Raw genomic sequence first — 17,028 nt, forward strand, 5'->3', positions numbered from 1 at the left:
CCTCAGCTGTCGGTGCGGACGACGTCCCCGTTCTGCACGTCGACGAGGACGTCCACGTCGTCGCCGGAGGAGGTGCGGTCGACCGACACCTCGAAGAAGTGCTCGCCGTCCTCCTCCTCGAGCGAGGCGTCGTCGAGCCGGCCGTCGACCTCCGCCAGGGCGGCCTCGACCGCCTCGCCGAGGCTGATCTGCGCCGCGTCGAGCCCGGCGGCGTCGTCACCGTCGAGGTCGTCGTCCTCGGTGCGGCCGACCGTGCCGTCGGGTCCGACCTGGACCTCCACGGAGCGGTCGTCCACCCGCACGTCCACCTCCCAGGCGCCGTTGCCGTCGGCGTCGTCGAGGCCGTAGGCGGTCCCGCCGGTCTCCTGCTCGGCCGCCGTGATCGCCGCGAGCGCGGCGGCCACGAGGTCCGCGTCGCCGCCGTCCTGGCCGGCGGCCTCCGACGAGGACTCCGTGGCCGAGGTGTCCGTGGCGGAGGTCTCGGTCTCCTCCTCGGTCATCTCGGTCGTCGCCTCCTCGGTCATCTCCTCGGTCGCGGCGTCGGTGGTCTCCTCGGGGCTCTCCTCCTGCACGGAGGCCCCGCCGTCGGTGTCGGTGGCGGTGTCCCCGCCGCCGCAGGCGGACAGGGCGATGGTCATGGTCAGCGCGAGCGCCAGCGCGCCCCGTCGGTGTGCTCGTGAGGTGTTCATGCTCCCAGTGTGGAGGCCCCGGATGAGGGGCCTTCTCATGAGAGCTCTCTCATGATCAGCCGGTGTTGCGCAGACCTGCCGCGACGCCGTTGACCGTGACGAGCAGCGCCCGCTGCAGCTCGTCGACCTCCTCCTCGTCGGCACCCGCCGCAGCCTCCTCGCCCTCGTCCTCCTCCGGGCGGTCGCGCAGCCGCCGCAGCAGCTCCACCTGGAGGTAGGAGATCGGGTCGAGGTAGTTGTCCCGCACCGCCAGCGTCCGCTTGAGCGTCGGCTGGTCGTCGAGCAGGTGCTCCTCGCCGGTGAGCTCCTTGAGCTCGGCGACGGTGAGCTCGAACTCCGCACGGATCGTGTCGAAGACGTGCCGCAGCTCGGTCGGCACGAGCGTGTCGACGTAGTGCGCCGCGATCCCCAGGTCGGTCTTGGCCACGGTCATCTCGACGTTGGAGATGACCGAGCGGAAGAAGTGCCAGTGCTCCAGCATGTCGTGCAGCGCCTCGCCGTGCCCGGCCTCGCGCGCCGCCCGCAGCCCCGACCCCACGCCGAACCAGCCGGGGACGATCTGCCGCGTCTGCGTCCACCCGAAGACCCACGGGATGGCGCGCAGCCCCTCCAGCCCCTTGCCGGTGTCCGGTCGCTTGCTGGGCCGGCTGCCGATGTTGAGCGCGCCGAGCTGGTCGACCGGGGTCGCCGCGACGAAGTAGGCCGGCAGGTCCTCGTCGTCGATGAGGCTCCGGTACGCCGCGAAGGCGGCGTCGCTGGTGACGTCCATGACCGTGTCGTAGCGCTCCCGCTCCTCGGCCGTGGTCCGCGGGTCGCGGTGCAGCGCGGAGGCCCGGAGCACCGCGGCCAGGGACAGCTCGAGGTTCTCCTGCGCGAGCGCGGGCAGGGAGTACTTGTCGGAGATGACCTCGCCCTGCTCGGTGAACTTGATCTCTCCCTCGAGCACGCCGTTGGGCTGGGCCAGGATCGCGTCGTAGGTCGGCCCGCCGCCGCGGCCGACCGACCCGCCGCGGCCGTGGAAGAGCCGCAGCCGCACCCCGTGCTTGGCGGCCACGTCGCGCAGCGCCCGCTGCGCCTGGTGGATGCCCCACTGGCTGGTGAGCACCCCGGCCTGCTTGTTGGAGTCGGAGTAGCCGAGCATGACCTCCTGCACGTCCCCGCGCAGGCGCACCAGCTCGCGGTATGCCGGGGTGGACAGCATCGAGTCGACCAGCGCGGCGGCACCACGCAGCTCGTCGATGGTCTCGAGCAGGGGGGCGAACCCGACGAGCGCGAAGGCCCCCTCGCCACCGGAGTCCCCGTGCAGGTCGACCAGCCCGGCCTCGCGCGCCAGCACGGCGGCGGCGAGCACGTCGTCCGGTCCCTGGGTCATGGAGATGATGTAGGTCTCGACGACGTCCTCGCCGTAGGTCGCCACGGCCTCCCGGAGCTCGTCGAAGACCGCCAGCGTCTGCTCCCGGGGGGCGGCGCGGGTGAGCAGCGGGCGGCGCGAGCCGAGCTCGTCGCCCAGCAGCTCCAGCCGGGCCTCCCGGTCCAGCGCGTCGTAGCCCGCCTCGCCCGCGGCACCGGCCGCGTCGAGCATGGGCGCGAGCGCCTCGTGGTGCTTCTCGGAGTGCTCGCGCACGTCGAGCGTCGCGAGGTGCAGCCCGGTCGCGGCGATGGTCTGGGTCGCGTGCGCCAGGCGCCCGTCCGCGACGAGCTCCCCGCCGTGCCGGCGCAGCGAGTCGGCGACCACCTGCAGGTCGGCGACGATCTCGTCCGTCGAGGCGTAGTCGCGACCCTCCTCGTGCGGGGTGCCGCCCTCGAGGCGACGGCGGGTGTTGAGCAGCTTGGCCCGCACGCAGGTGAGCTTGAGCCGGTAGGGCTCCTGGGCGTTGAGCTCCAGCACCCGCTTGTCCAGCCCGGGCAGGTGCGCGAGGTCCTCCTGCACCGAGTCCAGCAGCTCCTGCTCGACGTCGACGACGAGGGTGGAGGAGGAGACCTGGGAGATGAGCACGTCGACGAGGGCCAGCGCCACCTTGATGGCGTGCGACCCCTGCAGCCTGAGCACCTCGCGGGTCACCGCTGGCGTGACGAACGGGTTGCCGTCCCGGTCCCCGCCGATCCAGCTGCCGAAGCGCAGCGGCGGTCGGGAGGCGTCCATGCGCACGTCCTGCTCGGCGAGCAGGTCGGACAGGTGGCCCAGCAGCGCGGGCATGGTGGTGGTGAGCACCTCGTCCAGGTAGTACATCGCGTTGCGCGCCTCGTCGAGCGGGGTCGGGCGGTTCTGCCGCAGCTCGTCGGTCTGCCAGATGAGGTCGACCAGCTCGCCGAGCTCCCGGTCCTGGCGGCGCCGGGCCTGCGTGTCGGGCTCGGTGGTCGTGGCGAGCAGGTCGGACAGGTGCCGGATCTTGGTCAGCACGCTGCGCCGTGACGCCTCGGTCGGGTGCGCGGTGAAGACCGGGCGCATGTCCAGCTCGGCGACGCTGCTCGCGAGCAGCTCGGGGCCGCCGTGCTCGACGACGTCACGCACCGCGGAGGTCAGCCAGCCCTCCTCCTCGGGGCGGGCGGCGTGGGTGCGCACGCGGTGGACCTGCTCGGCGGCGTTCGCGAGGTGGAAGTATGCCGAGAACGCCCGGACCAGGTCGGTCGCCTGGTCCAGGGGGAGCCCGGAGAGCACCCGGCGGACGTCGGCGGCGGCCTGCTCGTCCCCCTCCTTGCTGGCCTTGGCGGTGAGCCGCACCTCCTCGACGGTGTCCAGGAGGTCCTGGCCGTGGTGCCGGACGAGGGCCTGGCCGAGGAGGGTGGAGACCCGCCGGACGTCGGCGCGGAGCTCGGGGCTGATGGGGTCGGTGGACGTCGCATCGCTCACGTCCCGACCCTACGGCAACCTGGACCCCGCCCCGAACCCGATCAGGGCTCCGCGACCTCCTCGGCCAGCGCCAGCTCCCACCAGTCGCACCCGTGCCACCGGCCGAACTTGCGGCCCACCCGGGTGAAGGAGCCCACCTGCGCGAAGCCGAGGGAGCGGTGCAGGGCGGCGCTGCCGGGGTTGGGCGGCGTCAACCCGGCCACCGCCGTGCCGTAGCCGAGCTCGCGCAGCCGGTCCAGCAGCGCGCGGTAGAGGTGGGCGCCGATCCCCTGGCCGCCCAGCCCGTGCGCGAGGTAGACGCTGGTCTCGGCGGTCCGTGCGTAGGCGCGGCGCGGCCGGTAGGAGCCGGCGTAGGCATACCCCAGCAGCGACCCGTCCCGCTCGGCGACCAGCCACGCGTGCCGCTGCTGGGCGGCGGCGATGCGGCGGGCGAGCTCGGCGCCGTCCGGCGGGTCGGTCTCGAAGGTGAGCGCGGTCTCGCGGACGTAGGGGGCGTAGATCGCCGCGCACCCCGCCGCGTCGCGGGCCTCGGCGTCGCGGACCGTGACCCGCTCCGGTGCTGACCAGCTCATCGTTCCTCCTGCGCACGCAGCGTCTCCCAGATGGCGCGGGCCGCGGGCGCCGCGACGTCGGAGCCGATGCCGCCCTGCTCGACGACGACGAGCACGACGTACTCCGGGTCCTCCACCGGCCCGTAGGAGGCGAACCACGACGTCGGATCCTGGCCGAAGGACTCGGCCGAACCGGTCTTGCCGGCGACCGGGTAGGCCTCCATCGGCCAGCCCGCGAAGGCACCGGCGGCGGTGCCGCCCGTCGTGACGGCCTCCAGCCCGGAGTGCAGGATCTGCCAGGTCTCGTCGTCGAGGGACACGCTGCCCTGGTCGGGCAGCTCCAGGTCCTCCACGACGGTGCCGTCGGCCCGCACCAGCGCGTCGGCCAGCTGCGGGGTGACCAGGCGGCCGCCGTTGGCGACCGCGGCGTAGACGACGGCCATCTGCAGCGGGGTGGTCGCCACGTCGCCCTGCCCGATGGAGAAGTTGGCGGCGTCCCCCGGGCGCCACTGGCCACCGTCCACGCAGTTCTCCCGGGCGAGCTGCTCGAGGAACTCGCGGCGCTCCTCGTCCTCCACCCCCGGGTAGCCCTCGTCCGCGCGGCGGCAGGTCTCCTCGCGGGTGGACTCCCAGTACTCCTGCTTCCAGGCCCGCGAGGGCAGCGTGCCTGCCTCCTCCCCGGGTAGGTCCACCCCGGTGCGCTGCCCCAGCCCGAAGCCGCGGGCCACCGCGAGGAAACGGTCCCGGGAGTCGGCCTCCACGCCGCCGTCCAGCCCGCCTAAAGAGCGCCACTGGTCGTAGGCCCACCGGTAGAACGTCGTGTCGCAGGAGACCTCGAGGATGCGCGGCAGGTCGATCTCGCCGTAGGCCTCGGACTCGTAGTTGGTGAAGCGCTGGCCGGCGATGGAGACCGCGCCGGGGCAGGCATACTCGCCCTCGGGGTCGATGCCGGTCTGCAGCGCCGCCGGGAGGCTGACCACCTTGAAGGTCGAGGCGGGCGGGAAGGTCTCGCCGATGACCCGGTCGACCAGCGGCGCCCCGCGGTCGGGGTCGAGCAGCCGCTCGTACTCCCCGGCGCTGACCCCGCGCGTCCAGATCCCCGGGTCGTAGGTGGGGAAGCTGGCCGCGGCGACGACGGCGCCGGTGTCCGGGCGGAGCACGACCGCGGCCCCGCTCGTGGCGGGCGCGCCGGCCCGGCGCGCCGCCCGCACCGCCTCGACGAGGGCGGTCTCGCTCGCGGCCTGGACCTCGACGTCGAGGTGGGTCCGCAGGTCGGCCCCCTGCACCGGGTCGGTGCGGTCGAGGGTGCCGGTGACCACCCCGCGGGGGTCGACGGTCACTGTGGTCCGTCCCGGCGTGCCCCGCAGGCCCTCGTCGTAGACCGCCTCCAGGCCCGCGCGGCCCAGCCACGCCTCGGCGTCCAGGTCGCCGTCCGCCTGCTCGAGCTCCTCCGCGGTGACCCGTCCCAGGTAGCCGACGAGGTGCGCGGCGTTGATGCCCTCGGGGCCGGGGTAGGCGCGCACCGGGACGCTGTCCACCTGCACGCCGGGGTAGCGCTCGGGCCGCTCCAGCAGGGCGAGCGCGTCGACCGGGTCGACGTCATAGACCAGGGGGACCGGCAGGTAGGGCGACCCGCTGAAGCAGAAGGGCACCGCGGGGGCGTCCTGCGTGCCGCACAGCCGGGTGCGGCCCCACAGCTCCTCCTCCGGGAGCCGGAGCGCGGCGGCGACGGAGGCGACGAGCGCCCGCCCGCCGTCCTCGGCCTCGAGCAGCACCTGGGGGTCGACGGTCACGACCGAGCTGGCGGTGTTGCCCACGACCGGGGTGCCGTCCGCGGCCAGGACGCGGCCGCGCAGGGCGGGGGTGAGGATCTCCCGGGTGCTCACCTCCGCGGCCTGGGTCGCGAGCTGCTCGTGCCGGGCCAGCTGGACCTGCCCGAGGCGTCCGACGAGGACCCCGCCGAGCAGGAGCACGACGACGACCGCGGCCCACAGCGGCCTCGTCGAGCGGCGACGACGGACCCGGGGCGGCGTGACCGTGGGCCGGGGCACCCGCACGGTGCCGGGGCGGCCCCGGCGGGGACCGGGCGTGCTCATGCCCACCCCCGGACCGACATCCAGCGCTCCAGGGACATGAGCACCGGCAGCACGAGCACGGCGACGAGCATGGTGACCACCCACGACCAGGCCAGCTCCGCCGGCAGCGCCCGCCCGAGCCCGGCGGCCGCGCTCACCCCGCGGACCCCGAGCACGAGGGCGACGGCGACCCCGGTCGCCACCCACGGCAGGAGTGGGGAGACCACGAGGGCGCGCCGCGCCCACCCGAGGCCGAGGCCAACGGCGGCGTAGCTGAGCGCGCTGGCCCCCAGCGGCTCCCCGCCGGGCGGGACGAGGTCGACGAGCCAGCCCCCGGCCAGCCCGACGAGCAGGCCCACCTGCGGGCGGTGCAGCAGCGCGGCGGCCGCGACGACGAGCAGGACGAGGTCGGGGCGCGCCAGCCCGGCCGGCCAGGCGCTCGGCAGCAGGACGGCGACGACCAGCAGCACCGCGCGCACCGTCGGGCCCAGGAGGCGGATCACCGCCCCTCCCCCAGGACGACGGCCACGAGGTCGAGGGTGTCGGTGTCGACGTACGGCCGGACCACGGCCGTCCGCCCGAGCTGGCCCCGGTCGGGGTCGACGGCGGTCACCGTCCCGAGCGGTATGCCCGCGGCATACGGGACGTCGTCCGGGCTGCCGAGCGTGGTCACCTCGTCGCCCACCGTGATCTCGCTGTCCCCGAGCGCGGTGAGCGTCAGCTCGCCGTGACCGCGACGGGGCAGCTCCGGCGGGGTGCCGGCCTGCACGTCCCCCAGCGCCCCCTCGGCCCCGAAGCGCACACCGACGACGACCTGGGCGTCCCCGAGGAGCAGCACGTCCGCGCTGCGGGGGGCGACGCGCAGCACCCTCCCCACCAGGCCGTCGACGCTCACGACGGTCTGGTCCGGCGCCACCCCGTCCTCGCTGCCCACGTCGAGGGTGACCGTACGGCTCCCCACCGGTGAGCTGCCCGGGGCGAAGGCGACGACCCGCGCCGGGAGGAGCTGACGGTCCACCGCGGACACCGTGCTGGAGCGGGCGAGCGCCTCGAGCTCGACGACGTCGCGCTCGCGGGCCTCGAGGCGCTCCACCTCCGCGGCGAGGGCGTTGCGCTCCTCGCTCAGCCGCGCCAGCTCTCCGTCGTCCCACCCGGCGAGCGCCCGTTGCGCCGGGGCGGCGGCCACCGCCACCACCTCCCGCACCGGCTCGGCGAGGCCCGGTCGGGCGAGGTCGACGACGAGCGCCGCCGCGGTCGCCCCCGTCAGCAGGACCGAGACCAGGGTGAGGCGCTGCATCAGGCCTGCATCGCGGGGCGGCGCGTGAGGACCTGGCGCAGCGCGCCCATGTCGTCCACGCAGGCACCCGCCCCACGGATGACCGACAGCTGCGGGTCCTGCGCCAACCGCACCGGGACCCCGAGCTCGTGCCGGAGCCGCTCGGTCCAGCCCCGCAGCAGCGCGCCGCCCCCGGTGAGCGTGATCCCGGTGTCGAGCAGGTCCCCGGAGAGCTCCGGCGGGCACACGTCGAGGACCGAGCGCACCACCTCGACGACCTGCGCGGTGACGGGCTCGATCATGCGGCGCACCTCCTCGCTCCCGAGCTCGATCGTCCGCGGCAGGCCGGTGCTGAGGTCCCGGCCCCGCACCCGGGTGGTGAGCTTCTCGGCCACCGGCCACACCGAGCCCACCTGGTGCTTGATCTGCTCGGCGGACCGCTCCCCCAGCAGCAGGTCGTGCTCCCGGCGCACCCCCTCGGCCAGCGCCTCGTCGACCTCCTCTCCCCCGACGCGCAGGCTGCGCGCGTTGACGACGCCGCCGAAGCTGATCACCGCCACGTCGGTGGTCCCCCCGCCGAGGTCCACCACCATGTTGGCCGCGCCGCTCTCGACCGGGAGGCCCGCACCGACGGCGGCCGCCATCGCCTCCTCCACGGCGTAGACGCGTCGGGCGCCGCACCGCATGGCGGCGTCCTCGAGGGCCCGGCGCTCGACGGCGGTGATCCCGCTCGGCAGGCAGACGACGGTCCGGGGGCGCACCAGCCGGGTGGGGCGCACCCGCTCCAGGAAGTGGCGCAGCAGCTGCTCGGCGAGGTCACCGTCGGTGATGACGCCGTCGGAGAGGGGGCGCAGGGCGAGGACGTGCTGGGGGGTGCGCCCGAGCATCTCGTGCGCGCTCGCCCCGGCCGCGACGAGGCGGCCGGTGCCGGTGTCGACCGCGACGAGGGTCGGCTCGTCGAGCACCACCCCGCGCCCCTGCACGTGCACCTGGGTGGTGGCGGTGCCGAGGTCGACGGCGAGGTCCCGGCCGAGCAGCGAGGACCCGCGTGGTCGCCGGCCGCCCTCGTTGCTCACCCCGGCATCGTACGCAGCGTCACCGGTCGCCCGGTGCGGCGCTCCACGGCGCCCCCCAGGCGACGAACGCCCCGGCCAGCGGGTGGCCCTGCGCGGCGGCGCGGCTCAGCGCCTCGTCCGCCGGTATGCCCTCCGCGAGCAGCCGGTGGTAGCGCGGCAGGTGCTCCGCGGCGACCTCGTCCGGCACGCGGCACGGCGCGGCGACCACGCTGGAGGCGCCCAGCCAGAGCAGGCCGGCCGCGAGGCCGAGGGCGGCCGAGCCGCCCCGGTGGCGCGAGCGTCCGGAGTCGCAGGCGGAGAGCACGACGTGGCTGGCGCGCCGGCTCTCGCGCTCCAGGTCGGCGAGGAAGTAGGGACCGTCGGCGAGCCACAGGGAGGAGAAGAGCGGGCTGTCGTCCCGGTGCCGCCCGTGCGCCGCGACGTGGACGACGTCGGCCCCGCCCAGCGCGGCCGCCAGGTCCGCGGCGCCGGCCTCCCCCAGGGAGGTCGCCCGGGTGCCGCCCCAGGCGTCGGCCACGCGCGCGACCTCGTCCTGGGCCCGGGCCAGCTCCGGTCCGGCCAGGGCCACGACGCGGCGACCCTCGACGGTGGTGGCCGGTCTCGCCCAGGCCGTGAGGCTCGGCGCGACCGGGGTCGGCCGGCCGGACCGGCTCGGCAGCACGCCCCACGGCACCGCCGCCAGGCCCGGCGTCGGCACGACCAGCACCCTCCCGTCCAGCCCCAGCGGCGCGAGGGTGGCCTCGTCGAGGAGCTGGGCGGTGCGCCGCAGCGAGCGCTGGAGCAGCTCCTCCATCGGTCCGCCGTGGGACCGCGCTCCGGTCTCGAGGTCCGCCGCCAGCCGCCGGGCCAGCTCCTGGACGGGGGTCGCGGGGCCGAGCTCGACCGTGCGCATCCGCCCCTGCACGCTGACCTCGGCGAAGAGCGTGCCGGACGCCTCGACGACGTAGACGAGGGAGGTGTCCCGCTCGCGCAGGGTCCCGAGGGACCGGCCCAGCTGCTCCCGGGTGACGACCTCGCGCCCGGCCTCGCCGCCGGGCGCAGACCACGACAGCGCCGCCACCGACCGCTCGAGCTCGCGCAGCCGTGGACGCAGCCGGTCGGCGCGGTCGGGGTCGTCCCGGACCTGCTGGCGCAGGTGCCGCAGCACCGTGGTCCGGCGGGCGAGCTCCGGGTCGGCGGGCGGCCGGAGCGCCGGTGACCGGCTCGCCGCCTCGCGCCAGCGCTCGACCGCCAGCAGGCGGTCCCGGGAGCGGTCCGGTGCGACCGCCAGGTCCAGCGACGCCAGGCCCTGGGCGTAGTGGTGGGTGGCGGCCCGCAGCTCCAGGCTGGAGCTGCCGGCCACGGTCCGGGTCAGGTCGGCGAGCGCCGCGCGCAGGTGCCGTCGTGCCGTCGGGTGGTCCTGCTCCGCCCGGGCCGCGGCGGCGAGGACCCCGCGGGCGCGCAGCCGGGTGCTCAGCGAGCCCACGTGGGTGAGGTCGGCGGTCGCCCGCAGGAGCCGCACGGCCTCTCCCGCCCGCTGCCGGTCCACCTCCGTCTCGGCCACCACCAGCCGGGCGAGGTCGGCCGCCACGTGGTCGCCGTCGCGGTCGAAGGCGGCGACCAGGCCCTGGCCGCGGCGGACCACCTCCGCGAGCCGCCGGCCGCGTCGCCGGTGGGCGTCCAGGAGCACCAGCTCCGCGCGCCGGCGGACGCCTGGTGCGCGGCCCGCGAGCGACCGGCGCGCCCCCACCGCGGTGCGCGCCGCCGCCACGTCGTCCCCGTCGACGAGCTCCGCGAGGGCGAGGTCGGCCCGGATCTCGCCCTCGACCAGCCGCTCGCCCGTCCGCCCCGCCTCGGTCGCCGCTCGCTGCAGCATCTCCCGTGCCTCGGCGACGAGCCCGGCGTCCAGGAGGGTCAGGGCGCGGCCGTGCAGGGCGACCGCCGCGGAGGCGGACATCCCGCCACCCAGCCGCTCGATGTCGCGGAAGAGACGCAGCGCCCGCGGCAGGTCCCCCTGCAGGGCGACGGCCTGGGCGAGGTTGTGCCGCGCCATGAACTCCTCGGTCGCCAGACCCTGCTCGTGGGCGAGGTCGGCGGCGCGGGTGAAGTCCGCCTCGGCCCGGCGGGGGTCGTGGCTGTCGGTGCGCGCCGCGCCGCGGGACAGGAGCAGCGCGAAGCGGTCCCGGGGCTCCAGCCGGTCGAAGGAGGACATCGCCCGGTCCAGGTGGGCCAGCGCCGCGTCGGTCTGGCCGGTCCGACCGTGGATCATCGCCAGCTGGAGCCGGCACTTCGTCACGAGCAGCGCCTGCTCCTCCCGTCCGAGCAGCGGCCCCTCGGCCAGGTGCAGCGCGCTCGTCGCGACCTCGAGCGCGGGCCCGGCACCGTGCCGCTGCACCAGGGAGGTGCTCAGCGACAGCAGGACCCGGACCCGCGCCTCGGGCGCCCCGGCCACGCCCCCGCGCACCGACTCCAGCCCCGGCACCGGTCCCTCGTGGTGGTCCAGCGAGCGCAGGGCGCTGCGCAGCAGCCGCTCCCCCTCCGCGGGCCGCCCGGCGAGGTTGGCCTGTCGGCCCGCGTCGTAGCGCGCCGCCGCCGACGGCGACGCCCGTGCCGGGGCCTGGCGATCCACGTCAGATGGTGAACGTGGGGGTCAGGACGGTGCGGTGACCCACCGGGTGCACCACGAGGTAGGCCGGGCCCGTGCTCACCGCGGCGAAGACGAAGCGCCCCTCCTGGACCTCGGCGCGCTCGCCGCGCCCGTCCGGGCGGGCCAGCTCGACCTCGGGCACCTCGCAGGTGAGCCAGCCGTCGACCCGCGCCGTACCGTCGCCCAGCGGGCTCACCGTGACCATGATGCTCACGCTCTCGGTGCTGAAGGTCACGGTCATCGCCTGGTCCGGCTCGTCGTGGGCCTCCTCGCCCCGGGTGAGCGCCATCGGTCGCCGGGTGAGCTCGGCGACCTCGGCCTGCAGCGCGTGCACGGTCAGGGCGAAGGCGATCCGGTCGGTGAGCCCCGCCGGGGCGGGGTCGAGCCGGTCGAACGTCTCGCGCAGCTCGTGCAATAGCGCGACGTCGGAGCCGTCGAGGGGCGCCAGCCCACGGTCGTCGTCGGTCATCGGTCCTCCCACCTCTCGTCGGCGGCCAGCGACCGCCGCAGCTTGTCCAGGCACCGGCCGCGGGTGGGCCCGATGCTCCCCCTCGGCATACCCAGCGCCGCCGAGACCTCGTCGTAGTCGGGGCGGTCGCAGAAGGCGACGATGCGCAGCAGCTGCCGGCACCGCTCGGAGAGGTCGTGGACGGCACCCCACAGCAGCTGCTGACGCTCGGTGAGGATGGTGGCCGCCTCGGGGCCGGCCTCGGTCCCGCCGGGGTCGACCGTCCCGGTCGGGTCGTAGGACGTGCGGCGCGCCACCCGGGCGGTGCGCCAGCTCTCCCGCTTGACGGCGATAACGAGCCAGCCCAGCACGGCCCCGCTCTCCCGGATGTCCGCGGCGCGGTCCACGAGGCGGATCCAGACGTCCTGGACGACATCCTCGGCGGCCTCCCGGTCGCAGCCGTGGGCACGCGCGACGTTCCACAGCAAGGGGGTCGCCAGCTCCACGAGCTCGCCCAGGGCCTGGTCCTGGCCCTCGCGGTAGCGGTGGAAGCAGGCGCCGGCGCGGTCACCCAGCGACGGCGGGTCCCCCTGCACCCCGGTCTCCGGCCCGTCCTCGGTCAGCATCGGTCCTCCTCGCTCAGCAACGCGGGCAGGCACCGGAGGGCACGACCCCGCAGCGCCTCCGGGGCATCACCCTCGTCGTCGTCGGCCAGCTGCACGGACAGGGCGTCGGCGAGCTCGCCGGCCAGCCACGGGGCGGCGAAGCTCGTGCCGCTCCAGACGCCGAAGCCGCCGCGGAGGTCGTCCGGGTCGGGGGTCGACCGGGTGCCGCGCGCGGTGCCGACCCTGCGGGCCGGCTGGGCCGAGGCGTCGAAGGTGACGGGCAGCGTGCTCACGACGTTGACGCCCGGTCGGTGCGTCGTCACCCACGGGCCGGCGTTGCCGAAGAGGGCGACCGAGCACCGGTCCGGGTTGAGGGCACCGACGCCGACGAGCGGCACCCCCTTCGTCCGGCCCGGGGAGGACCCGGCGTGCAGCGCCCACCCGGCGGGGTACATCGGGGTCGTGGTCGCCTGGTTGCCGGCCGCGGCCACGACGCTGACCCCGGAGCGCCCGTAGAGCTCGAGCAGGCTCCGCACCGGGTGCTGGTCCACCTCCCCGTCCTGGTGGTAGAAGCCCAGGGACAGGCTCAGCACGTCCACCACCCCGCCGGCGTCGCCGAAGTCGTCCCGTCCACGTGCCTGGCCGAGGGTGTGCAGGACGAGCAGGACCGCCAGCGTGCGGACGACGTCATGCTCCGCCGCCAGCCCCGCGGAGTCCAGCACCGGCAGCGCGACGATCCGGGCGTCCGGGGCGCACTGCCGCACGATGCCGGCGATGAAGGTCCCGTGCCCGGACAGCAGGTCCAGCCCCCCGGTGAGCTCGTCGTAGACCCCGTCGCCCTCGGGCCACGGGTCGGGCTCCCCGTCCGGGAGCACGGGCCAGCCCAGGAGCGAGCGGCGCTCGGCGGCCAGGTCGCCGTGGTCGAACCACGGGTGCTTCCCCAGGCCCGTGTCCGGGACGACGACGACCGGGGCGCGCCTGCCCCGCGCCTTCCTCGTCGGGTCGGGCAGCGCCAGCTGGACCGGCGTCCGGTCGGGGGTCACGCCGGGCACCCCGCCCTGGCCGCCCCAGTAGAGACCGCCCGTCTGCCCGCCCCAGTAGAGACCGCCGGTCTGGCCGCCCCAGTAGAGACCGCCCGTCCCCGGGAGGACGAGGTGCTCCAGGTCCACGTCCTCCAGGCCCGCCGCCCGCGCCGCCAGCAGCAGCGCCCAGGGGTCCGGCTCCCGGGTGCCGCTGCCCGGCACGACGAAGACGCGGGAGGCATACCCCGCGTCCAGCTCCCGGGCGCTGAGGGCGCCCACCCGCAGCCCGGGGTCGACGCGGGTCACCGTGTCCTCGGGGCCCAGCGGTGTGCTGCGCACCCGCTCGAACTCCTTGCCGGCCCCGTCCTCGGCGCCGGTCTCCACCGCGAGCAGCAGCCACCGGGTGAAGGCCTCGTCGGCGGCGTCGGGACGCAGGGAGACGTCGAACCCTGCCTCGCGCAGGACCCGCTCCAGCTCGCCGATGCGGTCCACCGCGGAGAGGCCCAGCAGCCCGGTGACGAGCAGCCGGCTGTTGCGGTATGCCGTCGCCGACGGCGCCTGCAGCCCCGCACCGTCGCGGGTGGTCTCGCGGGCGGCGGTCGAGGGGTCCAGCAGTCTGGCGTCGTGGCGGCGCAGCAAGGCGGAGGGGAGGGTGAGCTCGACGGCGTCGCGGTGGGGCATCAGGCCTCCTTGGCCGGCTCGGTCCCCTACGAGACCCAGCCTAGGGGTCAGGTGACCCTCAGAGCAGCCCCTCGCCCCGCAGATACATCGGATCGTGACGTGCGCGGGCGGTTGCCGGGGCCGGGACCCCGCGCCAGAGTGGCGGGCGACGGGCAGAGAGGACCGCACATGACACGCCAGATCTCACGACGGACCATCCTGGGAGCCGGCGGCGGCACCGCGCTGGCGGGCAGCGCCCGCACGGCGGGCGCCACGACCGGCGACCACCGGGGCGGGGACGACGACCCCACGGGGCGCAGCCTCGCGGAGCTGCAGCGCCTCCTCGCGCGCGGCCGGCTGTCCTCCCGCGACCTCACCCGGGCCTACCTGCGACGCATCGAGCGCATCGACGCCGGCGGGCCGCGGCTCGCCTCGGTCATCGAGGTCAACCCGGACGCCGAGCGCATCGCGCGCGAGCTGGACCGCGAGCGCCGGCGCGGGCACGTCCGCGGGCCGCTGCACGGCATACCCGTGCTCGTCAAGGACAACATCGACACCGACGACGCGATGCTCACCACCGCCGGGTCGCTCGCCCTGGTCGACTCCCGTCCCGGCGCGGATGCCACCGTGGTCGCGCGGATGCGCGAGGCGGGCATGGTGCTGCTCGGCAAGACCAACCTCTCGGAGTGGGCCAACTTCCGCGGCGACCAGTCCTCCGGCGGCTGGTCCGCCCGGGGCGGGCAGACGAAGAACCCCTACGTGCTCCCCCGCAACCCCTCGGGGAGCTCCTCGGGGTCCGCGGCCGCCGTCTCGGCCTTCCTCGCCCCGGTGACCCTCGGCACCGAGACGGACGGGTCGATCGTCAGCCCGGCACAGGCGTGCGGCGTCGTGGGGATCAAGCCGACCGTCGGCCTCACCAGCCGCGCGGGTGTCGTGCCGATCAGCCGCACCCAGGACACGGTCGGACCCCTGGGCCGGACCGTGGCCGATGCCGCCGCCGTCCTGGGTGTCCTCGCCGGTCCGGACCCCCGCGACGAGGCCACCGCCGACAGCGAGGGCCGCACCCACGAGGACTACACCCGGTTCCTGCGCCCCGACGGTCTCGCCGGCGCGCGGATCGGCGTACCCCGCCAGCTGGGCGTGGACAGCCCGGAGGCGACCGCGGTCTTCGAGGAGTCGCTCGCCGCGCTCCGGGCCGCCGGGGCGGTGCTCGTCGACCCCGTCGACATCCCGTCCTACGAGGAGTTCAGCACCAGCTCGGCCGAGTTCGAGGTGCTGCTGTGGGAGTTCAAGGCCGGCATCGCCGACTACCTCGCCACCCGCACCGCGGGCTCACCGCGCACCCTGGCCGACCTCATCGAGCTCAACCTCGAGCGGGCCGAGGAGGAGTTGCGGTGGTTCGGCCAGGAGACCTTCGAGCTCGCCCAGGCCAAGACCGGGCTGGACGACCCGGAGTATGCGCGGACGCTGGCCACGAGCCGGCGCATCTCGCGCACCGAGGGCCTGGACGCGGTGCTGGACGAGCACGACCTGGACGCGCTCGTGGCCCCGACGGGCGGCCCCGCGTGGGTGACCGACCTCGTCAACGGGGACAACTTCCTCGGCGGCACCTCGTCCTACGCGGCCATGGCCGGATACCCGCTGGTGACCGTGCCGAGCGGCGCGGTCTTCGGCCTGCCGCTGGGCCTGACGTTCATGGGTCGGGCGTGGAGCGAGCCGACGCTCCTCCGGCTGGCCGGCGGCTTCGAGGCGCAGACGCGGGCGCGCTCCGCCCCGCGCTACCGGAGCTCGGTCACCGGCGACGGGCGTCACCGCTGAGCGCCCGGCGGGCTCAGCCCTGCGCGGGGAACCAGATGGCGATCTCGCGCGCCGCGGACTCCGGGCTGTCCGAGCCGTGGACGATGTTCTGCTGCACCTTGAGGCCCCAGTCGCGCCCGTGGTCGCCGCGGATCGTGCCCGGGGCGGCGGCGGTGGGATCGGTCGCCCCGGCGAGGGAGCGGAAGCCGGGGATGCAGCCGTTCCCCTCGATGATGGCGGCGGTGACCGGCCCGGAGGACATGAACTCCAGCAGCGGCTCGTAGAAGGGCTTGCCCTCGTGCTCGGCGTAGTGCTGCTCGAGCTGCTCGCGCGAGGGGGTCACGACGGCCAGGGCGGCGAGCGTGTAGCCCTTGGCCTCGACCCGGCGGAGCACCTCCCCGGACAGGCCGCGGCGGTAGCCGTCGGGCTTGACGAGGACGAGGGAGCGTTCGGTCTGCGCGGCGGTGGTGTCGGTCACGGACCCAGCGTAGGGCGTGCGGGCCGGGGATCGCCGTCAGGGTTGGAGCACGCCGAGGCCCAGCAGGGCGAAGAGGACCAGGGCCAGCACGATCCGGTAGACCATGAACGGCGTGAACGTGTGGGTGGTGATGTAGCGCATGAACCAGGCGATGACGGCATACCCCACGGCGAAGGCGAGGACGGTCGCCACCGCGATGGCCCCCCACCCGGTGCCCGACCCGATCGCGTCGCCGGTCATCACCTTGACCAGCTGCAGCCCGCCCGAGGCGAGCACGGCCGGGATCGCGAGCAGGAAGGAGTAGCGCGCCGCTGCCTCCCGCGTGTAGCCCATGAAGAGGCCGCCGGCGATGGTGCCACCGCTGCGCGAGACGCCCGGGACGAGGGCGAGCGCCTGCCACAGGCCGAAGCCCAGGCCGTGCCGCCAGGTGAGCTGGTCCAGCTGGCGCTGCTGCCGCCCGACCCGTTCCGCGGCGAGGATCACCAGGGCGAAGACGAGCAGCATCGTCGCCGTGATCCACAGGCTGCGCAGGTCGGTCTCGATCCAGTCCTGCAGCAGCAGCCCCAGGATGCCGATGGGGAAGGTGCCGAGGATGACCCACCAGCCGAGGACCGCGTCCGGGTCGTTGCGGGGGATCCGGCCGGCCAGGGAGGCGAACCATGCGCGGACGATCCGGACGATGTCGCGCCAGAAGTAGAGGAGCACGGCGGCCTCGGTGCCGAGCTGGGTGATCGCGGTGAAGGCGGCACCGGGGTCCGCGCCCTCGTCGCCGAGCAGGCGTCCCACGATGGACACGTGGGCGCTGGAGGAGATCGGCAGGAACTCGGTCAGCCCCTGCACGATCCCCAGCACGATCGCGGTCAGCAGATCCATC

At 75.5% G+C, this 17,028-nt stretch carries 14 protein-coding genes; 1 reads left to right on the top strand and 13 read right to left on the bottom strand.

Going from position 1 to position 17,028, the window contains the following annotated elements:
* Nucleotides 1–2: 2 nt before the first annotated feature.
* Genes SGUI_RS05465 through SGUI_RS05515 form a run of 11 tightly spaced genes read right to left on the bottom strand, consistent with a single transcriptional unit; the run spans nucleotide 3 to nucleotide 13,900 of the window.
* Nucleotides 3–689: a PepSY domain-containing protein gene (locus SGUI_RS05465; RefSeq protein ID WP_066637279.1), complete on the bottom strand. Its 687-nt coding sequence runs from the start codon at nucleotides 687–689 to the stop codon at nucleotides 3–5.
* A 55-nt stretch (nucleotides 690–744) separates the two neighbouring features.
* Nucleotides 745–3,540 carry a phosphoenolpyruvate carboxylase gene (gene ppc, locus SGUI_RS05470; protein ID WP_066637281.1) on the bottom strand — a complete coding sequence of 932 codons (2,796 nt, stop codon included), beginning with the start codon at nucleotides 3,538–3,540 and terminating at the stop codon, nucleotides 745–747.
* A gap of 41 nt (nucleotides 3,541–3,581) precedes the next feature.
* Nucleotides 3,582–4,112 carry a GNAT family N-acetyltransferase gene (locus SGUI_RS05475; RefSeq protein ID WP_066637283.1) on the bottom strand — a complete coding sequence of 177 codons (531 nt, stop codon included), beginning with the start codon at nucleotides 4,110–4,112 and terminating at the stop codon, nucleotides 3,582–3,584.
* Nucleotides 4,109–6,187 carry a penicillin-binding protein 2 gene (gene mrdA, locus SGUI_RS05480; protein ID WP_237141459.1) on the bottom strand — a complete coding sequence of 693 codons (2,079 nt, stop codon included), beginning with the start codon at nucleotides 6,185–6,187 and terminating at the stop codon, nucleotides 4,109–4,111. Before mrdA ends, SGUI_RS05475 begins: the two co-directional genes overlap by 4 nt.
* A complete protein-coding gene (locus SGUI_RS05485; RefSeq protein ID WP_066637285.1) occupies nucleotides 6,184–6,669 on the bottom strand; it encodes a hypothetical protein in 486 nt (161 codons plus the stop codon). Before SGUI_RS05485 ends, mrdA begins: the two co-directional genes overlap by 4 nt.
* Nucleotides 6,666–7,463: a rod shape-determining protein MreC gene (gene mreC / locus SGUI_RS05490; RefSeq protein ID WP_066637288.1), complete on the bottom strand. Its 798-nt coding sequence runs from the start codon at nucleotides 7,461–7,463 to the stop codon at nucleotides 6,666–6,668. The genes SGUI_RS05485 and mreC overlap by 4 nt, the downstream gene beginning before the upstream one ends.
* Nucleotides 7,463–8,518, bottom strand: coding sequence for a rod shape-determining protein (gene mreB, locus SGUI_RS05495; protein WP_066637291.1), 1,056 nt, complete (start codon nucleotides 8,516–8,518; stop codon nucleotides 7,463–7,465). Before mreB ends, mreC begins: the two co-directional genes overlap by 1 nt.
* 19 nt (nucleotides 8,519–8,537) lie before the next feature.
* Nucleotides 8,538–11,126: a CHAT domain-containing protein gene (locus SGUI_RS05500; protein WP_066637293.1), complete on the bottom strand. Its 2,589-nt coding sequence runs from the start codon at nucleotides 11,124–11,126 to the stop codon at nucleotides 8,538–8,540.
* Between the two features lies 1 nt (nucleotide 11,127).
* Entirely contained in the window at nucleotides 11,128–11,613 is a 486-nt protein-coding gene (locus SGUI_RS05505; protein ID WP_066637295.1) for a hypothetical protein, read from the bottom strand.
* Entirely contained in the window at nucleotides 11,610–12,218 is a 609-nt protein-coding gene (locus SGUI_RS05510; protein WP_083190517.1) for an RNA polymerase sigma factor, read from the bottom strand. The genes SGUI_RS05505 and SGUI_RS05510 overlap by 4 nt, the downstream gene beginning before the upstream one ends.
* Nucleotides 12,212–13,900, bottom strand: a complete 1,689-nt coding sequence (locus SGUI_RS05515) for a S8/S53 family peptidase (RefSeq protein WP_066637296.1) — start codon at nucleotides 13,898–13,900, stop codon at nucleotides 12,212–12,214. Before SGUI_RS05515 ends, SGUI_RS05510 begins: the two co-directional genes overlap by 7 nt.
* A 168-nt stretch (nucleotides 13,901–14,068) precedes the next feature.
* Between SGUI_RS05515 and SGUI_RS05520 the strand changes: the two genes are divergently transcribed.
* Nucleotides 14,069–15,697 carry an amidase gene (locus tag SGUI_RS05520; protein ID WP_066637297.1) on the top strand — a complete coding sequence of 543 codons (1,629 nt, stop codon included), beginning with the start codon at nucleotides 14,069–14,071 and terminating at the stop codon, nucleotides 15,695–15,697.
* Between the two features lie 13 nt (nucleotides 15,698–15,710).
* Here SGUI_RS05520 and ndk read toward each other — a convergent pair whose 3' ends face one another.
* The gene (gene ndk / locus SGUI_RS05525; protein ID WP_066637302.1) at nucleotides 15,711–16,154 is read right to left on the bottom strand and encodes a nucleoside-diphosphate kinase; all 444 of its coding nucleotides are present in this window, start codon (nucleotides 16,152–16,154) and stop codon (nucleotides 15,711–15,713) included.
* Nucleotides 16,155–16,190: 36 nt separating this feature from the next.
* A complete protein-coding gene (locus SGUI_RS05530) occupies nucleotides 16,191–17,027 on the bottom strand; it encodes an undecaprenyl-diphosphate phosphatase (RefSeq protein WP_066637304.1) in 837 nt (278 codons plus the stop codon).
* Nucleotide 17,028: the final 1 nt, after the last annotated feature.

The organism is Serinicoccus hydrothermalis (assembly GCF_001685415.1).
GTDB lineage: Bacteria > Actinomycetota > Actinomycetes > Actinomycetales > Dermatophilaceae > Ornithinicoccus > Ornithinicoccus hydrothermalis.

Coding starts and splice junctions, on each gene's coding strand:
- SGUI_RS05475 (WP_066637283.1), bottom strand. CDS start 4,112: ATGAGCTGGTCAGCACCGGAGCGGGTCACGGTCCGCGACGCCGAGGCC.
- SGUI_RS05465 (WP_066637279.1), bottom strand. CDS start 689: ATGAACACCTCACGAGCACACCGACGGGGCGCGCTGGCGCTCGCGCTG.
- SGUI_RS05530 (WP_066637304.1), bottom strand. CDS start 17,027: ATGGATCTGCTGACCGCGATCGTGCTGGGGATCGTGCAGGGGCTGACC.
- mreC (WP_066637288.1), bottom strand. CDS start 7,463: ATGCAGCGCCTCACCCTGGTCTCGGTCCTGCTGACGGGGGCGACCGCG.
- SGUI_RS05505 (WP_066637295.1), bottom strand. CDS start 11,613: ATGACCGACGACGACCGTGGGCTGGCGCCCCTCGACGGCTCCGACGTC.
- mrdA (WP_237141459.1), bottom strand. CDS start 6,187: ATGAGCACGCCCGGTCCCCGCCGGGGCCGCCCCGGCACCGTGCGGGTG.
- SGUI_RS05520 (WP_066637297.1), top strand. CDS start 14,069: ATGACACGCCAGATCTCACGACGGACCATCCTGGGAGCCGGCGGCGGC.
- SGUI_RS05510 (WP_083190517.1), bottom strand. CDS start 12,218: ATGCTGACCGAGGACGGGCCGGAGACCGGGGTGCAGGGGGACCCGCCG.
- SGUI_RS05515 (WP_066637296.1), bottom strand. CDS start 13,900: ATGCCCCACCGCGACGCCGTCGAGCTCACCCTCCCCTCCGCCTTGCTG.